This is a genomic window from Micromonospora citrea (assembly GCF_900090315.1).
Classification (GTDB): Bacteria; Actinomycetota; Actinomycetes; order Mycobacteriales; family Micromonosporaceae; genus Micromonospora; species Micromonospora citrea.
The window spans coordinates 4,955,279-4,973,586 of sequence record NZ_FMHZ01000002.1; the positions used below are offsets into that span (position 1 = coordinate 4,955,279).

General features: G+C 74.0%; 19 protein-coding genes. 13 read left to right on the plus strand and 6 right to left on the minus strand.

Annotated elements, in window-relative coordinates:
• Window positions 1-149: 149 nt before the first annotated feature.
• From GA0070606_RS22740 to GA0070606_RS22775, 8 genes are all read left to right on the plus strand, one after another.
• Window positions 150-2,135, plus strand: coding sequence for a TIGR03960 family B12-binding radical SAM protein (locus tag GA0070606_RS22740; protein WP_091103976.1), 1,986 nt, complete (start codon window positions 150-152; stop codon window positions 2,133-2,135).
• Window positions 2,136-2,327: 192 nt separating this feature from the next.
• Window positions 2,328-3,047, plus strand: a complete 720-nt coding sequence (locus tag GA0070606_RS22745) for a TIGR03936 family radical SAM-associated protein (protein ID WP_091103978.1) — start codon at window positions 2,328-2,330, stop codon at window positions 3,045-3,047.
• A 131-nt stretch (window positions 3,048-3,178) separates the two neighbouring features.
• Window positions 3,179-6,310, plus strand: coding sequence for an Rne/Rng family ribonuclease (locus tag GA0070606_RS22750; RefSeq protein ID WP_091103983.1), 3,132 nt, complete (start codon window positions 3,179-3,181; stop codon window positions 6,308-6,310).
• Between the two features lie 118 nt (window positions 6,311-6,428).
• Complete coding sequence (locus GA0070606_RS22755; protein WP_091103985.1) at window positions 6,429-6,908, plus strand: hypothetical protein; 480 nt, start codon at window positions 6,429-6,431, stop codon at window positions 6,906-6,908.
• A gap of 188 nt (window positions 6,909-7,096) precedes the next feature.
• Window positions 7,097-7,411 carry a 50S ribosomal protein L21 gene (gene rplU / locus GA0070606_RS22760; protein WP_091103988.1) on the plus strand — a complete coding sequence of 105 codons (315 nt, stop codon included), beginning with the start codon at window positions 7,097-7,099 and terminating at the stop codon, window positions 7,409-7,411.
• A gap of 11 nt (window positions 7,412-7,422) precedes the next feature.
• Window positions 7,423-7,677, plus strand: coding sequence for a 50S ribosomal protein L27 (gene rpmA / locus GA0070606_RS22765; RefSeq protein WP_088975624.1), 255 nt, complete (start codon window positions 7,423-7,425; stop codon window positions 7,675-7,677).
• A 92-nt stretch (window positions 7,678-7,769) separates the two neighbouring features.
• A complete protein-coding gene (gene obgE / locus GA0070606_RS22770; protein WP_091103991.1) occupies window positions 7,770-9,236 on the plus strand; it encodes a GTPase ObgE in 1,467 nt (488 codons plus the stop codon).
• Window positions 9,237-9,306: 70 nt separating this feature from the next.
• Window positions 9,307-9,756, plus strand: coding sequence for a GNAT family N-acetyltransferase (locus GA0070606_RS22775; protein ID WP_091103994.1), 450 nt, complete (start codon window positions 9,307-9,309; stop codon window positions 9,754-9,756).
• Between the two features lie 153 nt (window positions 9,757-9,909).
• Here GA0070606_RS22775 and GA0070606_RS22780 read toward each other — a convergent pair whose 3' ends face one another.
• Window positions 9,910-10,569, minus strand: a complete 660-nt coding sequence (locus GA0070606_RS22780; RefSeq protein WP_091103996.1) for a DUF6766 family protein — start codon at window positions 10,567-10,569, stop codon at window positions 9,910-9,912.
• 76 nt (window positions 10,570-10,645) lie between these two features.
• Window positions 10,646-11,125 (minus strand): DUF4383 domain-containing protein, encoded by a 480-nt coding sequence (locus GA0070606_RS22785; protein WP_091108047.1) that lies wholly within the window; start codon window positions 11,123-11,125, stop codon window positions 10,646-10,648.
• Between the two features lie 259 nt (window positions 11,126-11,384).
• Between GA0070606_RS22785 and GA0070606_RS22790 the strand changes: the two genes are divergently transcribed.
• From GA0070606_RS22790 to GA0070606_RS22800, 3 genes are read left to right on the plus strand one after another with little or no spacing between them, the layout of a single operon-like run.
• Entirely contained in the window at window positions 11,385-12,164 is a 780-nt protein-coding gene (locus tag GA0070606_RS22790; RefSeq protein WP_091103998.1) for a hypothetical protein, read from the plus strand.
• 31 nt (window positions 12,165-12,195) lie between these two features.
• Complete coding sequence (locus GA0070606_RS22795) at window positions 12,196-12,648, plus strand: phage holin family protein (protein WP_091104001.1); 453 nt, start codon at window positions 12,196-12,198, stop codon at window positions 12,646-12,648.
• Window positions 12,645-13,328 carry a DUF3618 domain-containing protein gene (locus GA0070606_RS22800; protein WP_091104003.1) on the plus strand — a complete coding sequence of 228 codons (684 nt, stop codon included), beginning with the start codon at window positions 12,645-12,647 and terminating at the stop codon, window positions 13,326-13,328. Before GA0070606_RS22795 ends, GA0070606_RS22800 begins: the two co-directional genes overlap by 4 nt.
• A 232-nt stretch (window positions 13,329-13,560) precedes the next feature.
• On the opposite strand, the gene GA0070606_RS22805 is transcribed toward GA0070606_RS22800, so the two are convergent.
• The gene (locus tag GA0070606_RS22805) at window positions 13,561-14,763 is read right to left on the minus strand and encodes a glycosyltransferase family 2 protein (RefSeq protein ID WP_141721767.1); all 1,203 of its coding nucleotides are present in this window, start codon (window positions 14,761-14,763) and stop codon (window positions 13,561-13,563) included.
• Entirely contained in the window at window positions 14,760-15,497 is a 738-nt protein-coding gene (locus GA0070606_RS22810; RefSeq protein ID WP_176737393.1) for a class I SAM-dependent DNA methyltransferase, read from the minus strand. Before GA0070606_RS22810 ends, GA0070606_RS22805 begins: the two co-directional genes overlap by 4 nt.
• 131 nt (window positions 15,498-15,628) lie before the next feature.
• On the opposite strand from GA0070606_RS22810, the gene GA0070606_RS32125 reads away from it, so the two are divergent.
• Entirely contained in the window at window positions 15,629-15,775 is a 147-nt protein-coding gene (locus tag GA0070606_RS32125; protein WP_245724773.1) for a hypothetical protein, read from the plus strand.
• 49 nt (window positions 15,776-15,824) lie between these two features.
• On the opposite strand, the gene GA0070606_RS22815 is transcribed toward GA0070606_RS32125, so the two are convergent.
• Complete coding sequence (locus tag GA0070606_RS22815) at window positions 15,825-17,072, minus strand: cytochrome P450 (RefSeq protein ID WP_091104007.1); 1,248 nt, start codon at window positions 17,070-17,072, stop codon at window positions 15,825-15,827.
• A 356-nt stretch (window positions 17,073-17,428) separates the two neighbouring features.
• Between GA0070606_RS22815 and GA0070606_RS22820 the strand changes: the two genes are divergently transcribed.
• On the plus strand, window positions 17,429-17,827 hold the full coding sequence (locus GA0070606_RS22820; protein ID WP_091104010.1) for a hypothetical protein: 399 nt from the start codon (window positions 17,429-17,431) through the stop codon (window positions 17,825-17,827).
• Window positions 17,828-18,038: 211 nt separating this feature from the next.
• On the opposite strand, the gene GA0070606_RS22825 is transcribed toward GA0070606_RS22820, so the two are convergent.
• A complete protein-coding gene (locus GA0070606_RS22825; protein ID WP_088992395.1) occupies window positions 18,039-18,257 on the minus strand; it encodes a DUF397 domain-containing protein in 219 nt (72 codons plus the stop codon).
• Between the last annotated feature and the right edge of the window lie 51 nt (window positions 18,258-18,308).

Here is an 18,308-nt window from a genome sequence, read left to right on the forward strand (position 1 = left end):
TCCCGCCCGCCGCCACCGCTGGTGAACCGGACGGAAGCCGGTCGGGCGGCCGGGGCGACCGCCTGCCGGGCGACGGACCGCCGGGGGTGGGCGGCGCGGCGGCGGCGTCCGCGCGGTCGCCCCCGGCGGGGCGCGTACCCTTGGGCATCATGAGCGTCCCGTCCACCACGCCGCGCCCCGTCGCGGCCAATTCGGTCTGGCCCCGGCTGGAATCGCTGCTGCCCCAGGTCACCAAGCCCATCCAGTACGTCGGTGGCGAGCTGGGCGCGGTGGTCAAGGACTGGGACTCGGCGGCCGTGCGCTGGGCGCTGATGTATCCCGACGCCTACGAGGTGGGCCTGCCCAACCAGGGCGTGCAGATCCTCTACGAGGTGCTCAACGAGCTGCCCGACGTGCTCGCCGAGCGGACGTACGCGGTCTGGCCGGACCTGGAGCGGCTGATGCGCGCCCACGGCGTGCCGCAGTTCACCGTCGACGCGCACCGCTCGGTGCGCGACTTCGACGTGTTCGGCGTCTCCTTCTCCACCGAGCTGGGCTACACCAACCTGCTCACCGCGATCGACCTGGCCGGCATCCCCCTGCTCGCCGCCGACCGCACCGACGCCGACCCGGTGATCGTGGCCGGCGGTCACGCGGCGTTCAACCCGGAGCCCATCGCCGACTTCGTCGACGCCGCCGTGCTCGGCGACGGCGAGGAGGCCGTCCTGGAGATCACCGGGATCGTCCGGGAGTGGAAGGCGGAGGGCTCCCCGGGCGGGCGCGACGAGCTGCTGCTGCGCCTGGCCCGCACCGAGAGCGTCTACGTGCCGCGCTTCTACGACGTGGACTACCTGCCCGACGGCCGGATCCAGCGGGTCGTGCCGAACCGGGCGGACGTGCCGTTCCGGGTGCACAAGCGCACGACGATGGACCTGGACGCCTGGCCGTACCCGAAGAAGCCCCTGGTGCCGCTCGCCGAGACGGTGCACGAGCGGTACGCCGTGGAGATCTTCCGGGGCTGCACCCGGGGCTGCCGGTTCTGCCAGGCCGGCATGATCACGCGCCCGGTGCGTGAGCGCTCGATCACCACGGTGGGCCAGATGGTGCAGCAGGGGCTGGAGTTCTCCGGCTTCCACGAGGTGGGGCTGCTGTCGCTGTCGTCGGCCGACCACTCCGAGATCGGCGACATGTGCTCGGGCCTCGCCCAGCAGTACGAGGGCACCAACGTCTCGCTCTCGCTGCCGTCGACCCGGGTCGACGCGTTCAACATCGACCTCGCGCAGGAGCTGTCCCGCAACGGGCGGCGCACGGGCCTGACCTTCGCCCCGGAGGGCGGGTCGGAGCGGATCCGCAAGGTCATCAACAAGATGGTGTCGAAGGACGACCTGATCCGCACCGTCGTCACCGCGTACACCAACGGCTGGCGGCAGGTGAAGCTCTACTTCATGTGCGGCCTGCCGACCGAGACGGACGAGGACGTCCTCGAGATCGCCGACATGGCGCACGAGGTGATCAAGGCCGGTCGGGCCGCCACCGGGTCCAAGGACATCCGCTGTACGGTCTCCATCGGCGGGTTCGTGCCGAAGCCGCACACCCCGTTCCAGTGGGCGTCGATGGAGCGGCCGGAGGTCATCGACGGCCGGCTCAAGCTGCTCAAGCAGGCGATCAACTCGGACCGGTCGCTGGGTCGGGCCATCGGCTTCCGCTACCACGACGGCGAGCCCTCGCTGATCGAGGGCCTGCTCAGCCGGGGTGACCGCCGGGTCGGCGCGGTGATCCGCAAGGTCTGGGAGAACGGTGGCCGGTTCGACGGCTGGAGCGAACACTTCTCCTACCAGCGCTGGGTGGACGCGGCGGCCGAGGTGCTGCCGGCCTTCGGGGTCGACCTCGACTGGTACACCACCCGGGAGCGCGACGAGCTGGAGGTCCTGCCCTGGGACCACCTGGACTCGGGCCTGGACAAGGACTGGCTCTGGCAGGACTGGCAGGACTCGCTGAGCGAGTACGAGCAGGACGACTGCCGGTGGACCCCGTGCTTCGACTGCGGCGTCTGCCCCTCCATGGACACCGAGATCCAGATCGGCCCGACCGGGAGGAAGCTCCTCCCGCTCACCCCGGTCAACGGCCTCAGGTCGCCCACCGGCGCCCAGCAGTAACCCGCCCCCGCCGGGCCCCACTCCGTTGACCATGGCGTCGGTGGCGGCTGGTCATGGCGTCGGTGGCGGTGCCGCCGAGCGTCGTCGACAATGACGCCATGATCAACGAGCACTGACCGAACGAGGAGCACGACGATCAGTAGGAAACCACAGCCAGAGGGCGGCCAGGCGCCGGTCGTCCAACGCGTCCGGATCCGGTACGCCAAGCGCGGCCCGCTGCGCTTCACCTCCCACCGGGACTTCGCGCGGGCGTTCGAGCGGGCGCTGCGCCGGGCCGGCGTCCCGATCGCCTTCTCGCAGGGCTTCACCCCGCACCCCAAGATCTCGTACGCCAGCGCCGCGCCCACCGGGGTCGCGAGCGAGGCGGAGTACCTGGAGATCGGCCTGCGGGAGCCGGTCGACCCACGGGAGCTGCGCGCCGCGCTGGACGCCGCGCTCTCGCCCGGGCTCGACGTGCTCGACGCGGTCGTGGCCGGCGGCGGGAGTCTTGCCGACCGGATCGAGGCGTCGCACTGGCGGATCGAGCTGCCCGAGGTAGACCCCGCCGTCCTGGAACGGGCGGTTTCCGCCTTCACCGCCGCGGACGAGGTGCTGGTGGAGCGGATGACCAAGCAGGGTCGGCGCACGTTCGACGCCCGAGCCGCAGTCATCCGCATCGATGTCGTGGCGTCGCCGGAGACGCCTTCCGGGGCCCCGGCCGTACCGTGTGCGATACTCGAACTGGTCGTGCGGCAGGTCACCCCCGCCGTGCGGCCCGATGACGTCCTTTCCGGCCTCCGCGTGGTGGCCGACCTGGAGCCGCCGGTCTCCCCGAGGGTGATCCGGCTGGCACAGGGCACGCTGACCGCGCAGGGTGCGATCGCGGATCCGTTGGACGCGGACCGCGACGGGGCAACCATCGGTGGACGCTGACCGTCGGTCGGCGTCCAGGCAGGCAGACTTCGGCGGTCGCGCACCCTGCGCGCCCGGCGGAAACACTTTTGCGGCGACCCTGCGTGGCAGCGCTCACCCGCGCCCGGGGCAGCCAGAACTGGAGAACGTCCATGCTCGAGAACGAGCCCGAGGGCGGCGAACGGACCGGTTCACAGCCGGCCGACGAGACCGCTGACAACAGCACCACCGGGAACGCGACCGGCGCCCCGAGCGGCACGGGAGCGGAGGACACGGCCACCGGCACGGCCGACGCCGGAGCGACGGAGGCGGGACAGGCCCCGGTCGCGCCGGCCCGACGGCGCACCACCCGGCGGCGCACCGCGCCGCTGAACCAGCCGGAGCAGACCGAGGCGCCGGCCGAGGCGTCGACCGCCCCGGTGGCGGGCAGCGCCGAGGCGCCGCAGGCCGAGGTCCTCGCCCCGGTCGCCGGCGACCTCGAAGCCGCCCCGAAGGCGACGCGCCGCCGCCGCAAGGCCACCACCGCCAAGGCCGCCGAGGAGCCGGCGCCGGCCGCCGAGGAGCCCGCCGCGGCGCAGGCCGCCGGGGAGCCGCCGGCCACGGCGGGGGAGACCCCCGCCGAGACCGCGCCGCCGGTCAAGGCGACCCGTACCCGCCGGAAGAAGGCCGCCCCCGCGGCGGCCGAGCCGGCCGCGCAGGCCCCGGCCGACGCCGCCGGGCCGGCCACCGGAGCCGAGGAGCGCTCCGCCGCGACCACGCCGCAGACGACGGCGGCGGCCGCGACCACGCCGGAGGCGGGCACCGAGTTCGGCGCCGCCGCGCCCGTGGCGGTCAGCGGCGCGGAGACCCGCTCCGGCGAGGTCCCGCCGGGCGTGGCGGTGACCCCGCCCGCCGAGGAGGAGCCGGTCACGGAGGAGCAGCCGGTCGCCGAGCCGGAGCCCGTCGCCGAGCCGGAGCCGCGCACCCGCCGTCGGCGGGCCGCGCTCTCCGCGCCGACCGTGCTGTTCATGGCCCCGCAGCCGGAGGATATCCCGCTGGCCCGGGTCGTCACGCCCGCGCCGGTCGAGGAGGAGCCCGCCGTCGAGGAGGCGCCCGAGCCGGTCGAGCCGGCGCGCCGCCGCCGGCGCGGACGCCGCGACGCCGAGGTGGTCGAGGCCGTCGAGGCCGAGGAGGAGCCGGCCGAGGAGGCCGAGGAGGCCGCCGAGGAAGAGGACGAGGACGAGGACGACGCCGCCGCGGCCCGCCGTCGGCGCCGCCGGGGCCGTCGCGGCCGTGGCCGGGGCAAGGGCGGTGCGGACGAGGCCGAGGACGAGGAGTCCGAGGAGGCCGCGCAGGCCGAGGCCGAGGCCGAGGAGGCCGAAGGCGAGGAGGACGAGGAGGCCGAGGGCGGCGACGGGCTGACCCGCCGGCGCCGGCGTCGCCGCCGCCGGGGCGCCGGAGACGTCGAGGCCGGGGCCGACGACGGCGTGCCGACGGTCGTCAAGATCCGCGAGCCGCGCAAGACCGTCGACGAGGTGCAGGGCGTCTCCGGCTCGACCCGGCTGGAGGCCAAGCGCCAGCGCCGCCGCGACGGCCGCGAGCAGCGCCGGACCCGGCCGCCGATCCTCAGCGAGTCGGAGTTCCTGGCCCGCCGGGAGGCCGTCGACCGGGTGATGGCGGTACGCCAGCGCGGCGACCGCACCCAGATCGCCGTCCTCGAGGACGGGGTGCTGGTCGAGCACTACGTCACCCGCAACTCGTCCGGCACCATGGCCGGCAACGTCTACCTGGGCAAGGTGCAAAACGTCCTGCCCAGCATGGAGGCGGCATTCGTCGACATCGGGCGCGGTCGCAACGCCGTGCTGTACGCCGGCGAGGTCAACTGGGACACCACCGGCCTGGAGGGCCGGGCCCGCTCGATCGAGCAGGCGCTGAAGTCCGGCGACTCCGTGCTCGTGCAGGTCACGAAGGACCCGATCGGCCACAAGGGCGCGCGGCTGACCAGCCACATCGCGCTCTCCGGCCGGCACCTGGTCTACGTGCCCCACGGCAACGCCTCCGGCATCAGCCGCAAGCTGCCCGACACCGAGCGCAAGCGGCTGCGCGACGTGCTGAAGAAGCTGGTCCCGGACGGCGCGGGCGTGATCGTCCGGACCGCCGCCGAGGGCGCCAGCGAGGACGAGTTGGCCCGCGACGTCAAGCGGCTGCAGGCGCAGTGGGAGGACATCCAGGCCAAGGCGGCCGAGGGCGGCGCCCCGGTACTGCTCTACGAGGAGCCGGACCTGGTCATCCGGGTCGTGCGGGACCTGTTCAACGAGGACTTCCGCGAGCTGGTGATCGAGGGCGAGCAGTCCTACGACATGGTCGAGTCGTACCTGTCGCACGTCTCGCCGGACCTGGTCGCCCGGCTGCGCCGGCACGTCGGGACCACCGACGTGTTCGCCGAGTACCGGATCGACGAGCAGATCATCAAGGGACTGGACCGCAAGGTCTTCCTCCCCTCGGGCGGTTCACTGGTGATCGACCGGACCGAGGCGATGACCGTCATCGACGTCAACACCGGCAAGTACACCGGCTCCGGGGGCAACCTCGAGGAGACGGTCACCCGGAACAACCTGGAGGCGGCTGAGGAGATCGTCCGCCAGCTCCGGCTGCGCGACCTCGGCGGCATCGTGGTGATCGACTTCATCGACATGGTGCTGGAGTCCAACCGTGAGCTGGTGCTGCGCCGGCTGACCGAGTGCCTGGGGCGCGACCGCACCAAGCACCAGGTCACCGAGATCACCTCGCTCGGCCTCGTGCAGATGACCCGCAAGCGGATCGGCGCGGGCCTGCTGGAGGCGTTCAGCGAGACCTGCGAGTGCTGCAAGGGCCGGGGCCTGATCATCCACACCGAGCCGGTGCCGGAGAAGCCGCGTTCCGGCGGTGGGGCGGGGGAGAAGGTCAAGGCGGTCGCCTCGGCCGTGGCCGCCCCGGCGACGGAGCAGGGCGGCGGGGCGTCGTCGCGGCGGCGGGCCCGCAAGAGCGCGCCGGTCGAGCGGACCGTGGCCGAGGTCGTCGAGGCCGACACCGGGGCCGTCCCCGACGCCGACTACCACGACACCATGGGCTACGACCTGTCCCGCTACGAGGCGGACACCCCCGCCGCGCTCGAGGTCGCCGACAGCCAGACGGGCGAGTCCGCGCGGCTGGCCGCCCCCGACGACCCGGACGCGCTGGCCGACACCGACGGCGACGAGTCGGAGGGCGGCTCCGGCCGACGCCGGCCCCGGCGCGGCGGCGCGCGGCGGCGTACCCGGCCCTGACCGGCTGACCGGCCCGATGTTTGGCAGGGCCCCTTCCCCGGCAATGTCCCGGGGAGGGGGCCCTGTCGTATGGTCGATCCCCGGTCACGACCGGCCACCTGTGGTCAGGAGAGGAACGATGCGCCGTCTGCTCGCCGTCATCACGGTCACCGCTGTCCTGTTCACCGGCGCCGGGTGCGCGGACGATCGGCCGGAGCCGGCCACTCCCGGCGCCGCGTCCGGCGGCCCGGGGGGCGGGGCGCCGGGTGCCGGCAGCGGGGCGGCGGGCGGCAACGCCCCCGAGGTGTGCGCCGCCGCACAGGCGGCCGGGGACACGGCCGTGCGGACGTACGTCGAGGAACTCGGCAAGATGGTCGCGGCGGTCGGGGCGAACGACGGCACGGCCGCCGAGACGGCCCGCAAGCGCATCTCCGCGGCGCTGACCGACTGGCGGGCCGCGCTGCGCCGGGAGTCGGGCCGGGCCGAGGACACCCAGCTCAAGACGCTCCTCGCGGACATGGCGGCCGAGGTCGGCACCCTGGGCACCGACGTCGACGCGATCGACGAGACCGAGCTCGACCGGCTCCGGCAGCGCCTCGACCAGCTCTGCGCCCGCTGACCTGCGGGGCCGGTTTGGGCGTCGGGCCCGCCATGGCGTACGCTTGCCTGCGGCGCACTTTGGTGTGCCGAGTTCTCGCGTGCCCACGCCGCCGTGCCTCTGCTGCCCGGCGAGCCGCCGCGGGAACGACCGACCGGCAACGGTGGGAAAAGACGCTAGCAGCCTCAACGACAGGGAGTCCGCCTCCGATGTACGCGATCGTCAAGACCGGCGGCAAGCAGTACAAGGTCGCCGAGGGCGACGTGATCGAGGTCGAGAAGCTCGCCGGTGCCCCCGGCGACGCGGTGCAGCTCACCGCGGTGCTCCTCGTCGACGGTGACGACCTGGTGACCGACGCGGCGAAGCTTGCCTCGGTCGCGGTGTCCGGCGAGATCGCCGCGCACACCAAGGGCCCGAAGATCCGGATCCACAAGTTCAAGAACAAGACCGGCTACCACAAGCGCCAGGGTCACCGCCAGCCGCTGACCCAGGTCAAGGTGACCGGCATCTCCAGCGGGAAGTAGGTCGTCCTCCAATGGCTCACAAAAAGGGTGCGTCCAGCTCGCGTAACGGTCGCGACTCCGCGGCCCAGCGGCTCGGCGTGAAGCGCTTCGGTGGTCAGGTCGTCAGCGCGGGTGAGATCCTCATCCGTCAGCGTGGCACCAAGTTCCACCCCGGTGACCTGGTCGGCCGCGGCGGAGACGACACGCTCTTCGCGCTGGCCGCCGGTGCGGTCCAGTTCGGCACCAAGCGCGGTCGCAAGACCGTCAGCATCGTGCCGCAGCAGTAGTCCCTCCGGCGCAGCGGGCCGCGGACCTCGTGTCCCGGCCCGCTTCGCTTTTCTCGTGCGGGGCGTCGACCTCGCTGGAAGGATTGACGCCCGTGGCGACGTTCGTTGACCGGGTCGTCCTGCACCTGCAGGCCGGCGATGGCGGGCACGGTTGTGTCTCGATCCACCGGGAGAAGTTCAAGCCGTTCGGCGGCCCCGACGGCGGCAACGGCGGGCACGGCGGCAGCGTGTCCCTGGAAGTCGACCCGCAGGTGACGACGCTGCTCGACTTCCACTTCCGTCCGCACGTCAAGGCCGAGAACGGCAAGGGCGGCGCCGGGTCGAACCGCGACGGCGCCAACGGCCGCAACCTCGTGCTGAAGGTGCCCAACGGCACCGTCGTGCAGGCGCCCGACGGCACCGTGCTGGCCGACATGGTCGGCGCCGGCACGACCTTCGAGGTGGCCCGGGGCGGGCGCGGCGGCCGGGGCAACGCGTCGCTGGCCAATGCCCGGCGCAAGGCCCCCGGCTTCGCGGAGCTGGGCGAGCCCGGCGAGCAGCTCGACGTGGTGCTGGAGCTCAAGAGCGTCGCCGACGTCGGCCTGGTGGGCTTCCCGTCGGCCGGCAAGTCGTCGCTGATCTCGGTGATCTCCGCCGCCAAGCCGAAGATCGCGGACTACCCGTTCACCACCCTGGTGCCGAACCTGGGCGTGGTCCGGGTGGACAACCACACCTTCACGGTCGCCGACGTGCCCGGCCTGATCCCCGGGGCCGCCACCGGCAAGGGCCTCGGCCTGGAGTTCCTGCGGCACATCGAACGCTGCTCGGTGCTGGTGCACGTGATCGACACGGCCACCCTGGAGCCCGGCCGGGACCCGGTCGCCGACATCGACACCATCGAGGCCGAGCTGGCCGAGTACGGCGGCCTGGCCGACCGGCCCCGACTGGTGGCGCTGAACAAGGTCGACGTGCCGGACGGCCGGGACCTCGCCGAGATCGTCCGCCCCGACCTGGTGGAGCGCGGCTTCCGGGTGTTCGAGGTCTCCGCGGCCACCCGGGAGGGGCTGAAGGAGCTGACGTACGCCATGGCGGAGCTGGTGGAGCAGGCGCGCAGCGCGGCGCCGCCGGCCGAGCCGACCCGGATCGTGATCCGGCCGCGGGCGGTCGACGACGCCGGCTTCACGATCGAGGCCGCGCCGGACGGCGCCTGGGTGGTGCGCGGCGTCCGTCCCGAGCGCTGGGTGCGGCAGACGAACTTCGACAACGACGAGGCGGTGGGCTACCTGGCCGACCGGCTGGCCCGGCTGGGCGTCGAGGAGAAGCTCGGCAAGGCCGGCGCGGAGCCCGGCGACCTGGTCCGGATCGGCGACCGCGAGTTCGACTGGCAGCCGACCCTCTACGCCGGCGCCGACTTCGTCCCGGGCAACCGGGGCACCGACGTCCGGCTGGAGGAGAAGTCGACCCGCGCCTCGGCGGCGGAGCGGCTGGCGGCCCGCAAGGCCCGCCGGCAGCGGCCGGCCGACGAGATCGAGGGCACGGACGCCGACGTCTCGGACGACGTTCCCGACGACGCCGAATAGCTCGTTGCGCTCCGTGACCGCGACGGCTGGCGGAAACCTCCGCGAAACGCGGTCGGCCTAACGTGGCGGGATGCTGATCGAGACGCGTCCCGCCACCGATCCGGAGATCGCCACGCTGGTGGTCGCCCAGCAGCGTGAGCTGCGGGAGGCCGACGGCGGCCTCGAGGGCCAGGCGACGCTGACCCACGACGACATCCGCTACCTGGCGGTGGTGGTCGACGGCCGGGCCGTCGCCTGCGGCGGCCTGCAGGCCCTGCCCGACGGCGGCGGCGAGGTCAAGCGGATGTACGTGCGCCCGGCGTACCGGGGGCGGGGCATCGCCCGTCAGTTGCTCTCCGCCCTGGAGGAGCTGGCCCACCAGCACGGGCACCGCAGGGTCTGCCTGGAGACCGCGACCTACCTGCCGGCCGCGATCGGCCTCTACACCTCCTGCGGGTACGAGCCGATCCCGGTCTACGGCGAGTACGTCGACAACCCGTACAGCGTCTGCTTCGCCAAGCGGCTGCCCGTCTCGGCCTGACGGCGGCCGTCCCCGGCGGCGGTCGCGACCGGCCGTGCCGCCTCGGGCTCGTGGCGGTCCCGGCTCGCGGGCTCGCGGCTCGTGGTTCGTGGCGGTCCCGGCTCGCGGGCTCGCGGCCTTCGCGCTTCGTGGGTCCGGCCGGGCGGTTCCCGGTCAGTCGCCGGTGTGCGCGTGCGCCACCGTGACCGGCTTCGACTCGGGCGAGGCGTGCTGGCGCAGGAAGATGCTCAGCACGATCAGCGTGCCGACGGCGAGGAACTCGCTCTGCCAGTTCTGCATGGACTGGAACCAGAACTCACTGGTGCCGAGGAAATCCCACGCGCCGATCGGCGGCGCCCCGCTCTGCAGCGCCTGCTGCTCGTTGTAGTCGGCGGTGCCGCCGAGCAGGTGGCCGACGAACGAGCCGGCGAAGATCAGCAGCAGCGCGATGGAGAGGCCGTTCCGGTAGATCACCAGGGGCAGGCCGCCGATGCGCACCGGCCAGGGCGAGTCGGCGGTGGCCCGGCGCTCGTCGTCCTCGGGCCGGTCGGTCTGCTGCACCGGCTTCGACTCCGCCGAGCCGCGCTGCACCAGGTACGCGGTGAGCAGCACGTAGCCGCCCATCTGGAGGAACTCCGACTCCCAGTTCTCGAAGACCGACTCCATGAAGTGGCCGCTGCGCAGGTACGCCGCCCAGCTCGTCGGCTCGGCTCCGAACTCGGCGAGTTCCTCGTTGTGGGTCTGCCAGCCGAACACGCTCTGCAGCACCAGGAAGACGAGGAAAGCGCCGAACATGGCGATGGTCAGCGCGTTGTCGCGCAGCCAACGAGGCATGACGACCTCCTTGTCGACGTCCTGATCCTCGGTGCCCGGGAGGCGAGTCGGGCAAACGCCACAGAGCCGGCGAGGGTCAGGGGCGGTCGAAGGGGTCGTCCAGGGCGGTGCCCGTGCCCACCCGGTTGGACAGCAGCAGGCCGAGGGCCAGCATGCCGAAGCCGAGGACCAGGTGCAGCCAGTTGTCGGCGTCGTTGACCGGGATGAAGTTCGCCGCGCTCTCCCGGTCGATCGCCAGACCGTACAGCCACAGGCCGAGATAGAGCGCGCCGCCGCCGGCGAGGAAGACCCGGGCTCCGGCGACGCTGCGGGCCAGCACCAGGCCGACCAGCCCGAAGCCCAGGTGCAGCACGTTGTGCAGGATCGACACCTGGAACAGGCCGAGCAGCCGGGCCTCGGAGTGGTGCCCGGCGAACGTCATGTCGCCGTAGTCGGTGGTGATGCCGGGGACGAACCCGAGCACGCCGACCAGGAGGAAGACCCCGGCTGCGGCCACGGCCGCCAGCTGCACCCGCGGCCTGGGTCCCGCCGGTCCGCCGCGTGCGTTCCGTGCCATCGATGTCACCTCCGTGGAGCCGCGGAACGCCCTGCCCGCGGCGCCGGTCGCGGAAACGTCGACCGTCACACTGTGCGACGGCTTCGATACCCGGCCCGACGATCCTCCATTTTGTAGTTCCTCGGCGGCGGGGCGCAGGAGAAGCCACGAACGAGGTATGGAAACGACGACGGAGGGTAGGTCAAGGGAGGCGACGGCAGGAACGGCCGGCGCATCCCCCCAGCACAACCGCGACGACTTTCCGAGCGGAAGGGAAACCATGACTTACGATCTGTCACCCACGACTTCCACGTACGGGCAGGAGTCGACCAACGGCGGTGGAGTCCGCGACCAGGCCCGTCAGGTCGGTACCGAGGCCAAGCAGGCCGGCGGCGCCGTCGCCGAGACGGCCAAGCAGCAGGGCAGGGAGGTCGTCGGCGAGGCGAAGCTCCAGGCGCGCAACCTCCTCGGCGAGGCCCGCACCCAGGTCGCCAGCCAGGCAGGCGATCAGCAGCGGCGCGCCGCCGGCGGGCTCCGCTCGCTGGCCGACGAGATGCGCTCGATGGCCGAGCAGGGCGGTCAGGCGGGCCCTGTGAGCGAGATCGCCCGCCAGGCCGCCGACCGGGTGCACGGGGTGGCCGGCTGGCTGGAGCAGCGGGAGCCCGGCGACCTCATCGCCGAGGTCCGCGACTACGCCCGCCGCAATCCGGGCACCTTCCTGGTCGGCGCGGCCGTGCTGGGTGTGCTCGCCGGCCGGCTGACCAAGAACATCTCCGCCGCCGGCGACGACCAGGGCGGCAACGGCTACTCCGCGTACAACTCGGGTGCCGGCTACGACCCGGACCGCACCGCGGTCATCCCGACCCCGCCGGCCCCGCGCGCGGTGCCGGACGCCGTGCCGCCGGGCGGCTACCTGGACCCGACCCCGGGCGCGTACGCCGACCCGCAGACCACCACCAGCTACGCCGACCCGGCCGGCGGCGTGGGGCAGCCGCTGCCGCCGGTGTCCCAGACCGACCCGCTGCCGGGCGTGCCGTCGAGCGGGACCACCCGTCCGTGAGACCACGAGTCATTCGAAGGGAGGCGGCGGCATGAGCATGCCGACGCAGGGGTCGGGGCTGAACTCCGGTTACCACCCCCACGACGCGGACGAGGTCCGGAGCAGCTCGATCGGTGAGCTGATGCGCCAGGTCACCACCGGCCTGTCCACCCTGATGCGGCAGGAGGTCGAACTCGCCAAGGCCGAGATCCGCCAGGAGGGCAAGAAGGCGGGCAAGGCCGCCGGCTTCTTCGGCGGCGCCGGCTTCGGCGGCTACATGGTGGCCCTGTTCCTGTCGCTGGCCCTCTGGGCCGGGCTGTCCAACGTGATGGACGCCGGCTGGGCGGCCCTGATCGTGGCCGTCATCTGGGGCGCCATCGCCGCGGTCCTCTACTCCATGGCCAAGAAGAACGCCGAGCGGATCCGCGGCCTCAAGCAGACCAACGACAGCGTGCAGCGGATTCCCGACGCGCTCAAGCCCCACCCGCAGGAGGTCACCCGATGAGCACCGACCCGGACCAGATCCGCCGGGAGATCGAAGCCACCCGGAGCAACCTGAGCTCCGACGTGGACGCGCTGGCGTACAAGGTCAGCCCCGCCCGCATCGTCGACGACCGCAAGCAGCGGGCCCGCAACGCACTGCAGAATGTGAGGGACAAGGTGATGGGAACCGCTTCCGACCTGGGTCACAGCACCAAGCACGGCGCCCACTCGGTGGGCGACCACGCCTCCTCGGCGGCGTCCGCCGTCAGCGACAAGGCGCACTCGGCCGCCTCGACGGTCGGTGACAAGGCGCACTCGGCCGCCTCGACGGTCAGCGACGCCGCGCACCGGGCCCCGCACGTGATCCGCCAGAAGTCCGAGGGCAACCCGCTGGCCGCCGGCCTGATCGCGTTCGGCGTCGGCTGGCTCGCCTCCTCGCTGATCCCGGCCACCAGCCGCGAGCAGCAGATGGCGTCGCAGGTCAAGGAGAAGGCCGGCGAGCACGCCGGGGTCGTGAAGGAGAAGCTGGGCGAGGTCGCCACCGAACTGAAGGAGGAGCTGCGCGAGCCGGCGCAGCACGCCACCGAGTCGGTCAAGTCCACCGCCCAGGAGGCGGTGCACGCCGTCAAGGACGACACCCGCTCCGCCGCCCACGACGTGAAGGACCAGGCGCAGCAGTCGCGCGAACAGGTGCGGTACTGACCGGACCGGTCACCGTACGCCGCAGCTCGCGGCCACTCCCGGAACTGCCCGGGAAGTGGCCGCGAGCTGTCGCGTGCGTCCCGGCCCATCGCCACCCCGCGCCCCGACGCGCCTCCCCGCCTTCCGCGATCTTGCAGTTGCGGCCCCGCTTTTGCGCCTTGTGCCCGTTGTGTCGGGGCAGAAAGTGCAAGATCGCGGGAGTGTGAGGGGGGTGCGGGGGAGGGCGCGGGGGTCAGCGGCGGTGGTGGCGGAGGGTGCGTTCGAAGTGGGCGGCGCGGCGTACCCGGCCGCCGGCGTAGCGCACCCCGCCGAAGAGGAGCCGCCGGCCGACGGCGAACCAGCTGCACGTGCCGCGTTCCAGCACCCAGAGCGGTGCCGCCAGGGCGGTTGACGGCGGGAAGACCTCGACGCCGCCGCCCCGGCGCCGGCCCGCCTCGGCCAGAGCCACCGTGGTCGCGGCCGCGCCGAGCAACAGCCCCGGTCGCCGGGCCGCGACCGCCGCCGCCAGCGCCGGCAGGACCGCGAGCGAGGCCACCAGGCGGGCCGGCTGGGCCAGGTCGTCGTACGCCTGGCGGACCCGCTGGCCGAGGAAGTGGCCGGTGTCGGGCGGCAGCCGGCGTACGTGCAGCCAGGCGGGCGCCGCCTCGGTGCCCCCGTACGCGCGCACGGTGCGGATCAGCTCCAGGTTCTCGAACAGCACGTTCGGGTCGTAGCCGCCCATGGCGAGGAAGGTGCTCCGGCGCACCGCCAGGGTGCCCGGGTAGTCGGCGCCGAGCGCCCGGTTGAGCAGGGTCCGCCCGGTGTCCCACCAGGCGTGCCAGGGCAGCGGGTCGAAGTAGTTCTGCGGCCGGACCAGGTCCACCCGGTCGAGCAGCCGGTGCACGGCGCGCAGCCCCGCCTCGTCGTACCGGACGTCGTCGTCGGCGATCACCACGTGCTCGTGTCGGGCCGCGCCGACGCCGGTGAGCACGCCGGTCACCTTCCCGTTGACACCGCGCAGGGCGGGATCGGGCGGCAGGTGCCGGACCAGCCCGCGCCAGGCCGACCGGTGCCGGTGGAACAGCTCCGGCGGCGACCCGTCCACCACGGTCACCTCGACGCGGGCGCTCAGCCAGCGCAGATAGCCGGTCAGCCCGGGCAGCCCGCCGTCGTCGGCCCAGCGCAGCGGCAGGACGTACGCGACGGGCAGGCGACTGCCAGCGACAGGGGCGGCGGCGGGCGTGGCGCGGCCGACCCGGGCGGTGCCCGGAGTCGGCGCCGGGCCGGCGGAGTCGTCGTCGGGGGTGGTCGGGGCCGGCGGGGGGCGGTGTCGGTCGTCCTGGGCGGTGCCCGGAGTCGGCGCCGGGCCGGCGGGGCGGTGGTCGGGGGTGGTCGGGGCCGGCGCGCGGCGGCCGTCCGGGCCCGGAGCGTCGGGCGCCCGGGTGGGCGTGCTCACGCCCGCTCCGGGCGGCGGTAGACCGACACGTGGTCGCGGCTGTCGTCGGTGAAGGGCCGCCCGGTCCAGTCGGCCCACCGGTGCTCCCGGCGCAGCCCGGCCAGCTCGGCCATCAGGTCCAGCTCGGCGGGCCAGGCGTAGCGGTGGTTGGCCGGCAGCAACTGCACCCCGGCGCTGCTGAGCCGCACCTTCGTCGTGGTCATCCGTTGCTCGGCGGGGTGCAGCAGGGCCGCCTCCAGCAGCACCGCGTCCTCGGCGACCCGCACCGGGCGCAGCGCGCCGCCGGCCCGGAACGCCCCGGGATCGGGCACCCAGGCCTCGACCACGAACCGGCCGCCGGGCCGCAGGTGGGCGGCGGCGTTGCGGAAGCAGGCGACCTGGGCGGCCTGGTCCGGCAGCGCGAAGATGGTGTTGAACGCGAGCACCACCAGCGCGAACTCGCCCGGCACCCGGGTCTCGGCGAAGTCGCCGACGGCGACCTCGATCGCGTCGCCGCCGGGCTTCTCGCGCAGGCCGGCGACCATCTCGGGGGAGCCCTCGATGCCGGCGACGGTCAACCCTCGGGCGACCAGCGGCAGCGCCAGCCGGCCGGTGCCGATGCCGAACTCGCACACCGGGCCGCCGTCGGCCAGCGCGGCCAGCCGCTCGACGGCGGCGTCCGGCGTGAGGTGGGCGTACGCCTCGTCGTAGACCTCGGCGACGTGTCGGCCGTACTCGCTGGCGTCGAAGGACAACGGTGGCTCCCGGTGACGGTGGCTGCCCGCAGCAGGTGCCCGGATAACGGGCGGTCAAACCGGTTCGTCGTTCCGGTCCGGCGGCGCCGGGTAGCACGATTGCCGCGGGTGGTCCCTCCGACCGCCCCACCATGCTGCTGGACCGGCTCACGGTCGGCGAGATCGACCCCGGCTACCTGGCCACCCACCCGATGTCGCTGGCAGAGGGCGCGCGCGGCTACGAGGTGTTCGAGAAGAAGGAGGACGGCTGCCTGCGGTCCGTCCTGCACCCGGCCTGAGCCGCCGCGCCGGCGGGGGCCGGTCGTGTCCCCGTCGACGCGGCGCCGCTCAGGCCGTACGCCGGACGTTCGTGATCATGAAGCCGCTCGGCGGCAGCGCCGGCATCCGGCTGAGGCTCAGCGCCAGGTCCTGCGGGGGCACCTCGTAGCGCATGGCGGTGGTCAGGTTGGTCACGGCCCGCTTCATCAGCTCGATGGTGATCCACTCGCCCGCGCAGCGGTGGCCGGTCAGGTGCTGGCCGCCGCCCTGCGGGACGAGGCCGAACGGGTCGCCCCGCCAGCCGGTGAAGCGTTCCGGGCGGAACCGCTCCGGCTCGGGCCAGAGCCGGGGGTGGTGGTCGGTGCCGTACAGGTCGAGCAGCACCCGACGGCCGCGCGGGAAGTGGTAGCCCCGCCAGTCGAAGGAGCGGCGGACCCGGGCCGCGGCGACCGGGAAGAAGGGATAGAAGCGGCGTACCTCCTGCACGAAGCTCTCGGTGACCTCCTCGCTCTCGCGGACGCGCTGCCGCCAGGCCGGATGGTCGTGCAGGGCCAGGGCGGCGAAGACGACGAAACGGTCGACGGCGACCGTGGGGCGCAGGATGTTGAGCAGCTCGACCGCCGCTATCCGGCGGGGGAGCAGCCGCCCCCGGGCGTCCCGGTGCTCGGCGATGACCCGCAGCGCGCTGCCCTCGGGCGCCGGCAGCGTGCCGACGCGCTCGCGGTCGATGACGCCGCCGATCCAGCGCTCGCCCCGGCGGCGGCCGAACAGGCCCCGCCAGTGCCGCAGGCCGAGCGCCGCCGGTCCCTCGATCATCGCGTGCAGGTCCGCGGTGCGTCGGTCGACCTCGCCGCCGGCCAGCGGGACGCCCGCCCAGGCGCAGACCGCGCGGGTCAGCATCCGGGCCACCTCGTCGTAGAGCACCACCGGGCCGCCCGACTCCCAGGCCGGGACACGGGCGCGCCACTCGTCGTCGAAGAGTTGCCCGAGGTGACGGATGGCGTCCGGCGTCATGATCGACATGAACATGGCCTTGCGGTCCGCGTGGTCCGGGCCGTCCAGGCCCTGCACGCCGCCCCGGCCGGTGAGGGTGCGCTGCGCCCGCTTCGGCATGGCCCCCGCGCGGACGAAGCGCTCGGCGTCGTAGAAGAGCTCGGCAGCCGGCCGCCCGCGCAGACAGATGGTGCGCTCCAGCAGCAGCCGGGCCTGGAAGATGTCGCTGCCGTGGCGGTCGCATCGGCGGCCGACGAAGCGGTAGCCGTCGCGCAGGAACGCCAGCGAACTGTCGGGGCTGCGCTCCGTCGGGATGGTGGCCATCGGGTCTCCTGACCGGGGTGGCGGCCGTCGCCGGCCGGCGGATCTCGTCGACGCCTCTGCGTCTACCCAGGCCGGCGTGGCTGAATCCCACCGGCGGTCCGGCCGTGTCACCGGCGGCTTCGCGGTCCGGCCTTGTCACCGGCGTTCGCCCGCCCCGGCGGTGCGGTGGCGTGACGATAGGCGTGGGGGAGGGGCCAGCCGGACGGCAGGGCGCTGGCCCCTCCCAGGGGCGCGGAAAGCTGGTTGGCTCGGGGGAGCGGTCCGGTCGGGTGCCGGCGTACCGACGGCCGGCCGGGCCGCAACCGGGCCCGTCACGCCGACGACGGGCCCGTCCACGATCGCCACGGGGAGGACGCATGCGCGACAACAGGCCGCCGTACTGGCGGCAACGGCGGGCGCTGGAGGGGCTCGGCGCGGGACGGGAGGTCGCCGGCGCGTCCTTGATCGCGCCGCCGCGCCGTCCGGCCCGCCCGGGTCGGTTCTTCACCGTGCACCTCGGGTTCACCGCGCCCGACACGGAGTCCGCTCGGGAACTCGCCGTCGGGTACGCGGAGGCGCTGAGCCTGCTGCGCCCGGAGCTGGCCCTGGGCGCGTCGGCGCTGTCGCCGGCCGACGCCTGGCAGCGGGCAGAGCGGCTGTTCTGCGGCGCGTCCGGCCCGGACGGCGAGCGCTGCGTCGACGTGGCCGGCCACCCCGGCTTCCACCACGCCCCCGGTCCTGGCGGGCTGGGCTGGGGCGACGGCGACGGCGATTGACGGCACCGCGCGACGGGCCGGCACCACGGGCCGGCCCGTCGTAGCGGGATCGCAGGCACGGCGCGGCGCCGATGGGACGACCGCACCGACAGGCGCGGTGCCGGCGACCCGGCTGCACCAGCAGGCGCGGCGCGGACGGACGGCCGCGTCAACAGGCGCGGTGCGGGCGTGGTGGCGCGGGGGCCGGCGGGACGGCTCCGCCGAGCGCGGATCAGTCCAGGTCGAACTCGCCGTCCTGCGCGCCGGCGACGAAGGCGTCCCACTCCGCCTGGGTGAAGACCAGCACCGGGCCGTCCGGCTCGGCGGAGTTGCGCATGCCGATCAGGTCGTCGACGAAGGCCACCTCGACGGCGCTCTCGGAGGTGTCGCCCTCGGCCCGCTGCCAGACCGCCCGGGACAGGTCGAAGTCGCCCTTGGGGTGCGAAGCCATGGTTCAGTCCTCCAGTGCCACGGGTCATGGGGAGACACGTGCGCATCCCCA

Bases quoted from the DNA above. Each gene is read 5' to 3' on its own strand.
- GA0070606_RS22790 (WP_091103998.1), top strand. From the start codon at position 11,385: ATGACTTACGATCTGTCACCCACGACTTCCACGTACGGGCAGGAGTCG.
- GA0070606_RS22775 (WP_091103994.1), top strand. From the start codon at position 9,307: ATGCTGATCGAGACGCGTCCCGCCACCGATCCGGAGATCGCCACGCTG.
- GA0070606_RS22780 (WP_091103996.1), bottom strand. From the start codon at position 10,569: ATGCCTCGTTGGCTGCGCGACAACGCGCTGACCATCGCCATGTTCGGC.
- GA0070606_RS22785 (WP_091108047.1), bottom strand. From the start codon at position 11,125: ATGGCACGGAACGCACGCGGCGGACCGGCGGGACCCAGGCCGCGGGTG.
- GA0070606_RS22825 (WP_088992395.1), bottom strand. From the start codon at position 18,257: ATGGCTTCGCACCCCAAGGGCGACTTCGACCTGTCCCGGGCGGTCTGG.
- rplU (WP_091103988.1), top strand. From the start codon at position 7,097: ATGTACGCGATCGTCAAGACCGGCGGCAAGCAGTACAAGGTCGCCGAG.
- GA0070606_RS22740 (WP_091103976.1), top strand. From the start codon at position 150: ATGAGCGTCCCGTCCACCACGCCGCGCCCCGTCGCGGCCAATTCGGTC.
- GA0070606_RS22755 (WP_091103985.1), top strand. From the start codon at position 6,429: ATGCGCCGTCTGCTCGCCGTCATCACGGTCACCGCTGTCCTGTTCACC.
- GA0070606_RS32125 (WP_245724773.1), top strand. From the start codon at position 15,629: ATGCTGCTGGACCGGCTCACGGTCGGCGAGATCGACCCCGGCTACCTG.
- GA0070606_RS22815 (WP_091104007.1), bottom strand. From the start codon at position 17,072: ATGGCCACCATCCCGACGGAGCGCAGCCCCGACAGTTCGCTGGCGTTC.
- GA0070606_RS22750 (WP_091103983.1), top strand. From the start codon at position 3,179: ATGCTCGAGAACGAGCCCGAGGGCGGCGAACGGACCGGTTCACAGCCG.
- rpmA (WP_088975624.1), top strand. From the start codon at position 7,423: ATGGCTCACAAAAAGGGTGCGTCCAGCTCGCGTAACGGTCGCGACTCC.
- GA0070606_RS22800 (WP_091104003.1), top strand. From the start codon at position 12,645: ATGAGCACCGACCCGGACCAGATCCGCCGGGAGATCGAAGCCACCCGG.
- GA0070606_RS22820 (WP_091104010.1), top strand. From the start codon at position 17,429: ATGCGCGACAACAGGCCGCCGTACTGGCGGCAACGGCGGGCGCTGGAG.
- GA0070606_RS22795 (WP_091104001.1), top strand. From the start codon at position 12,196: ATGAGCATGCCGACGCAGGGGTCGGGGCTGAACTCCGGTTACCACCCC.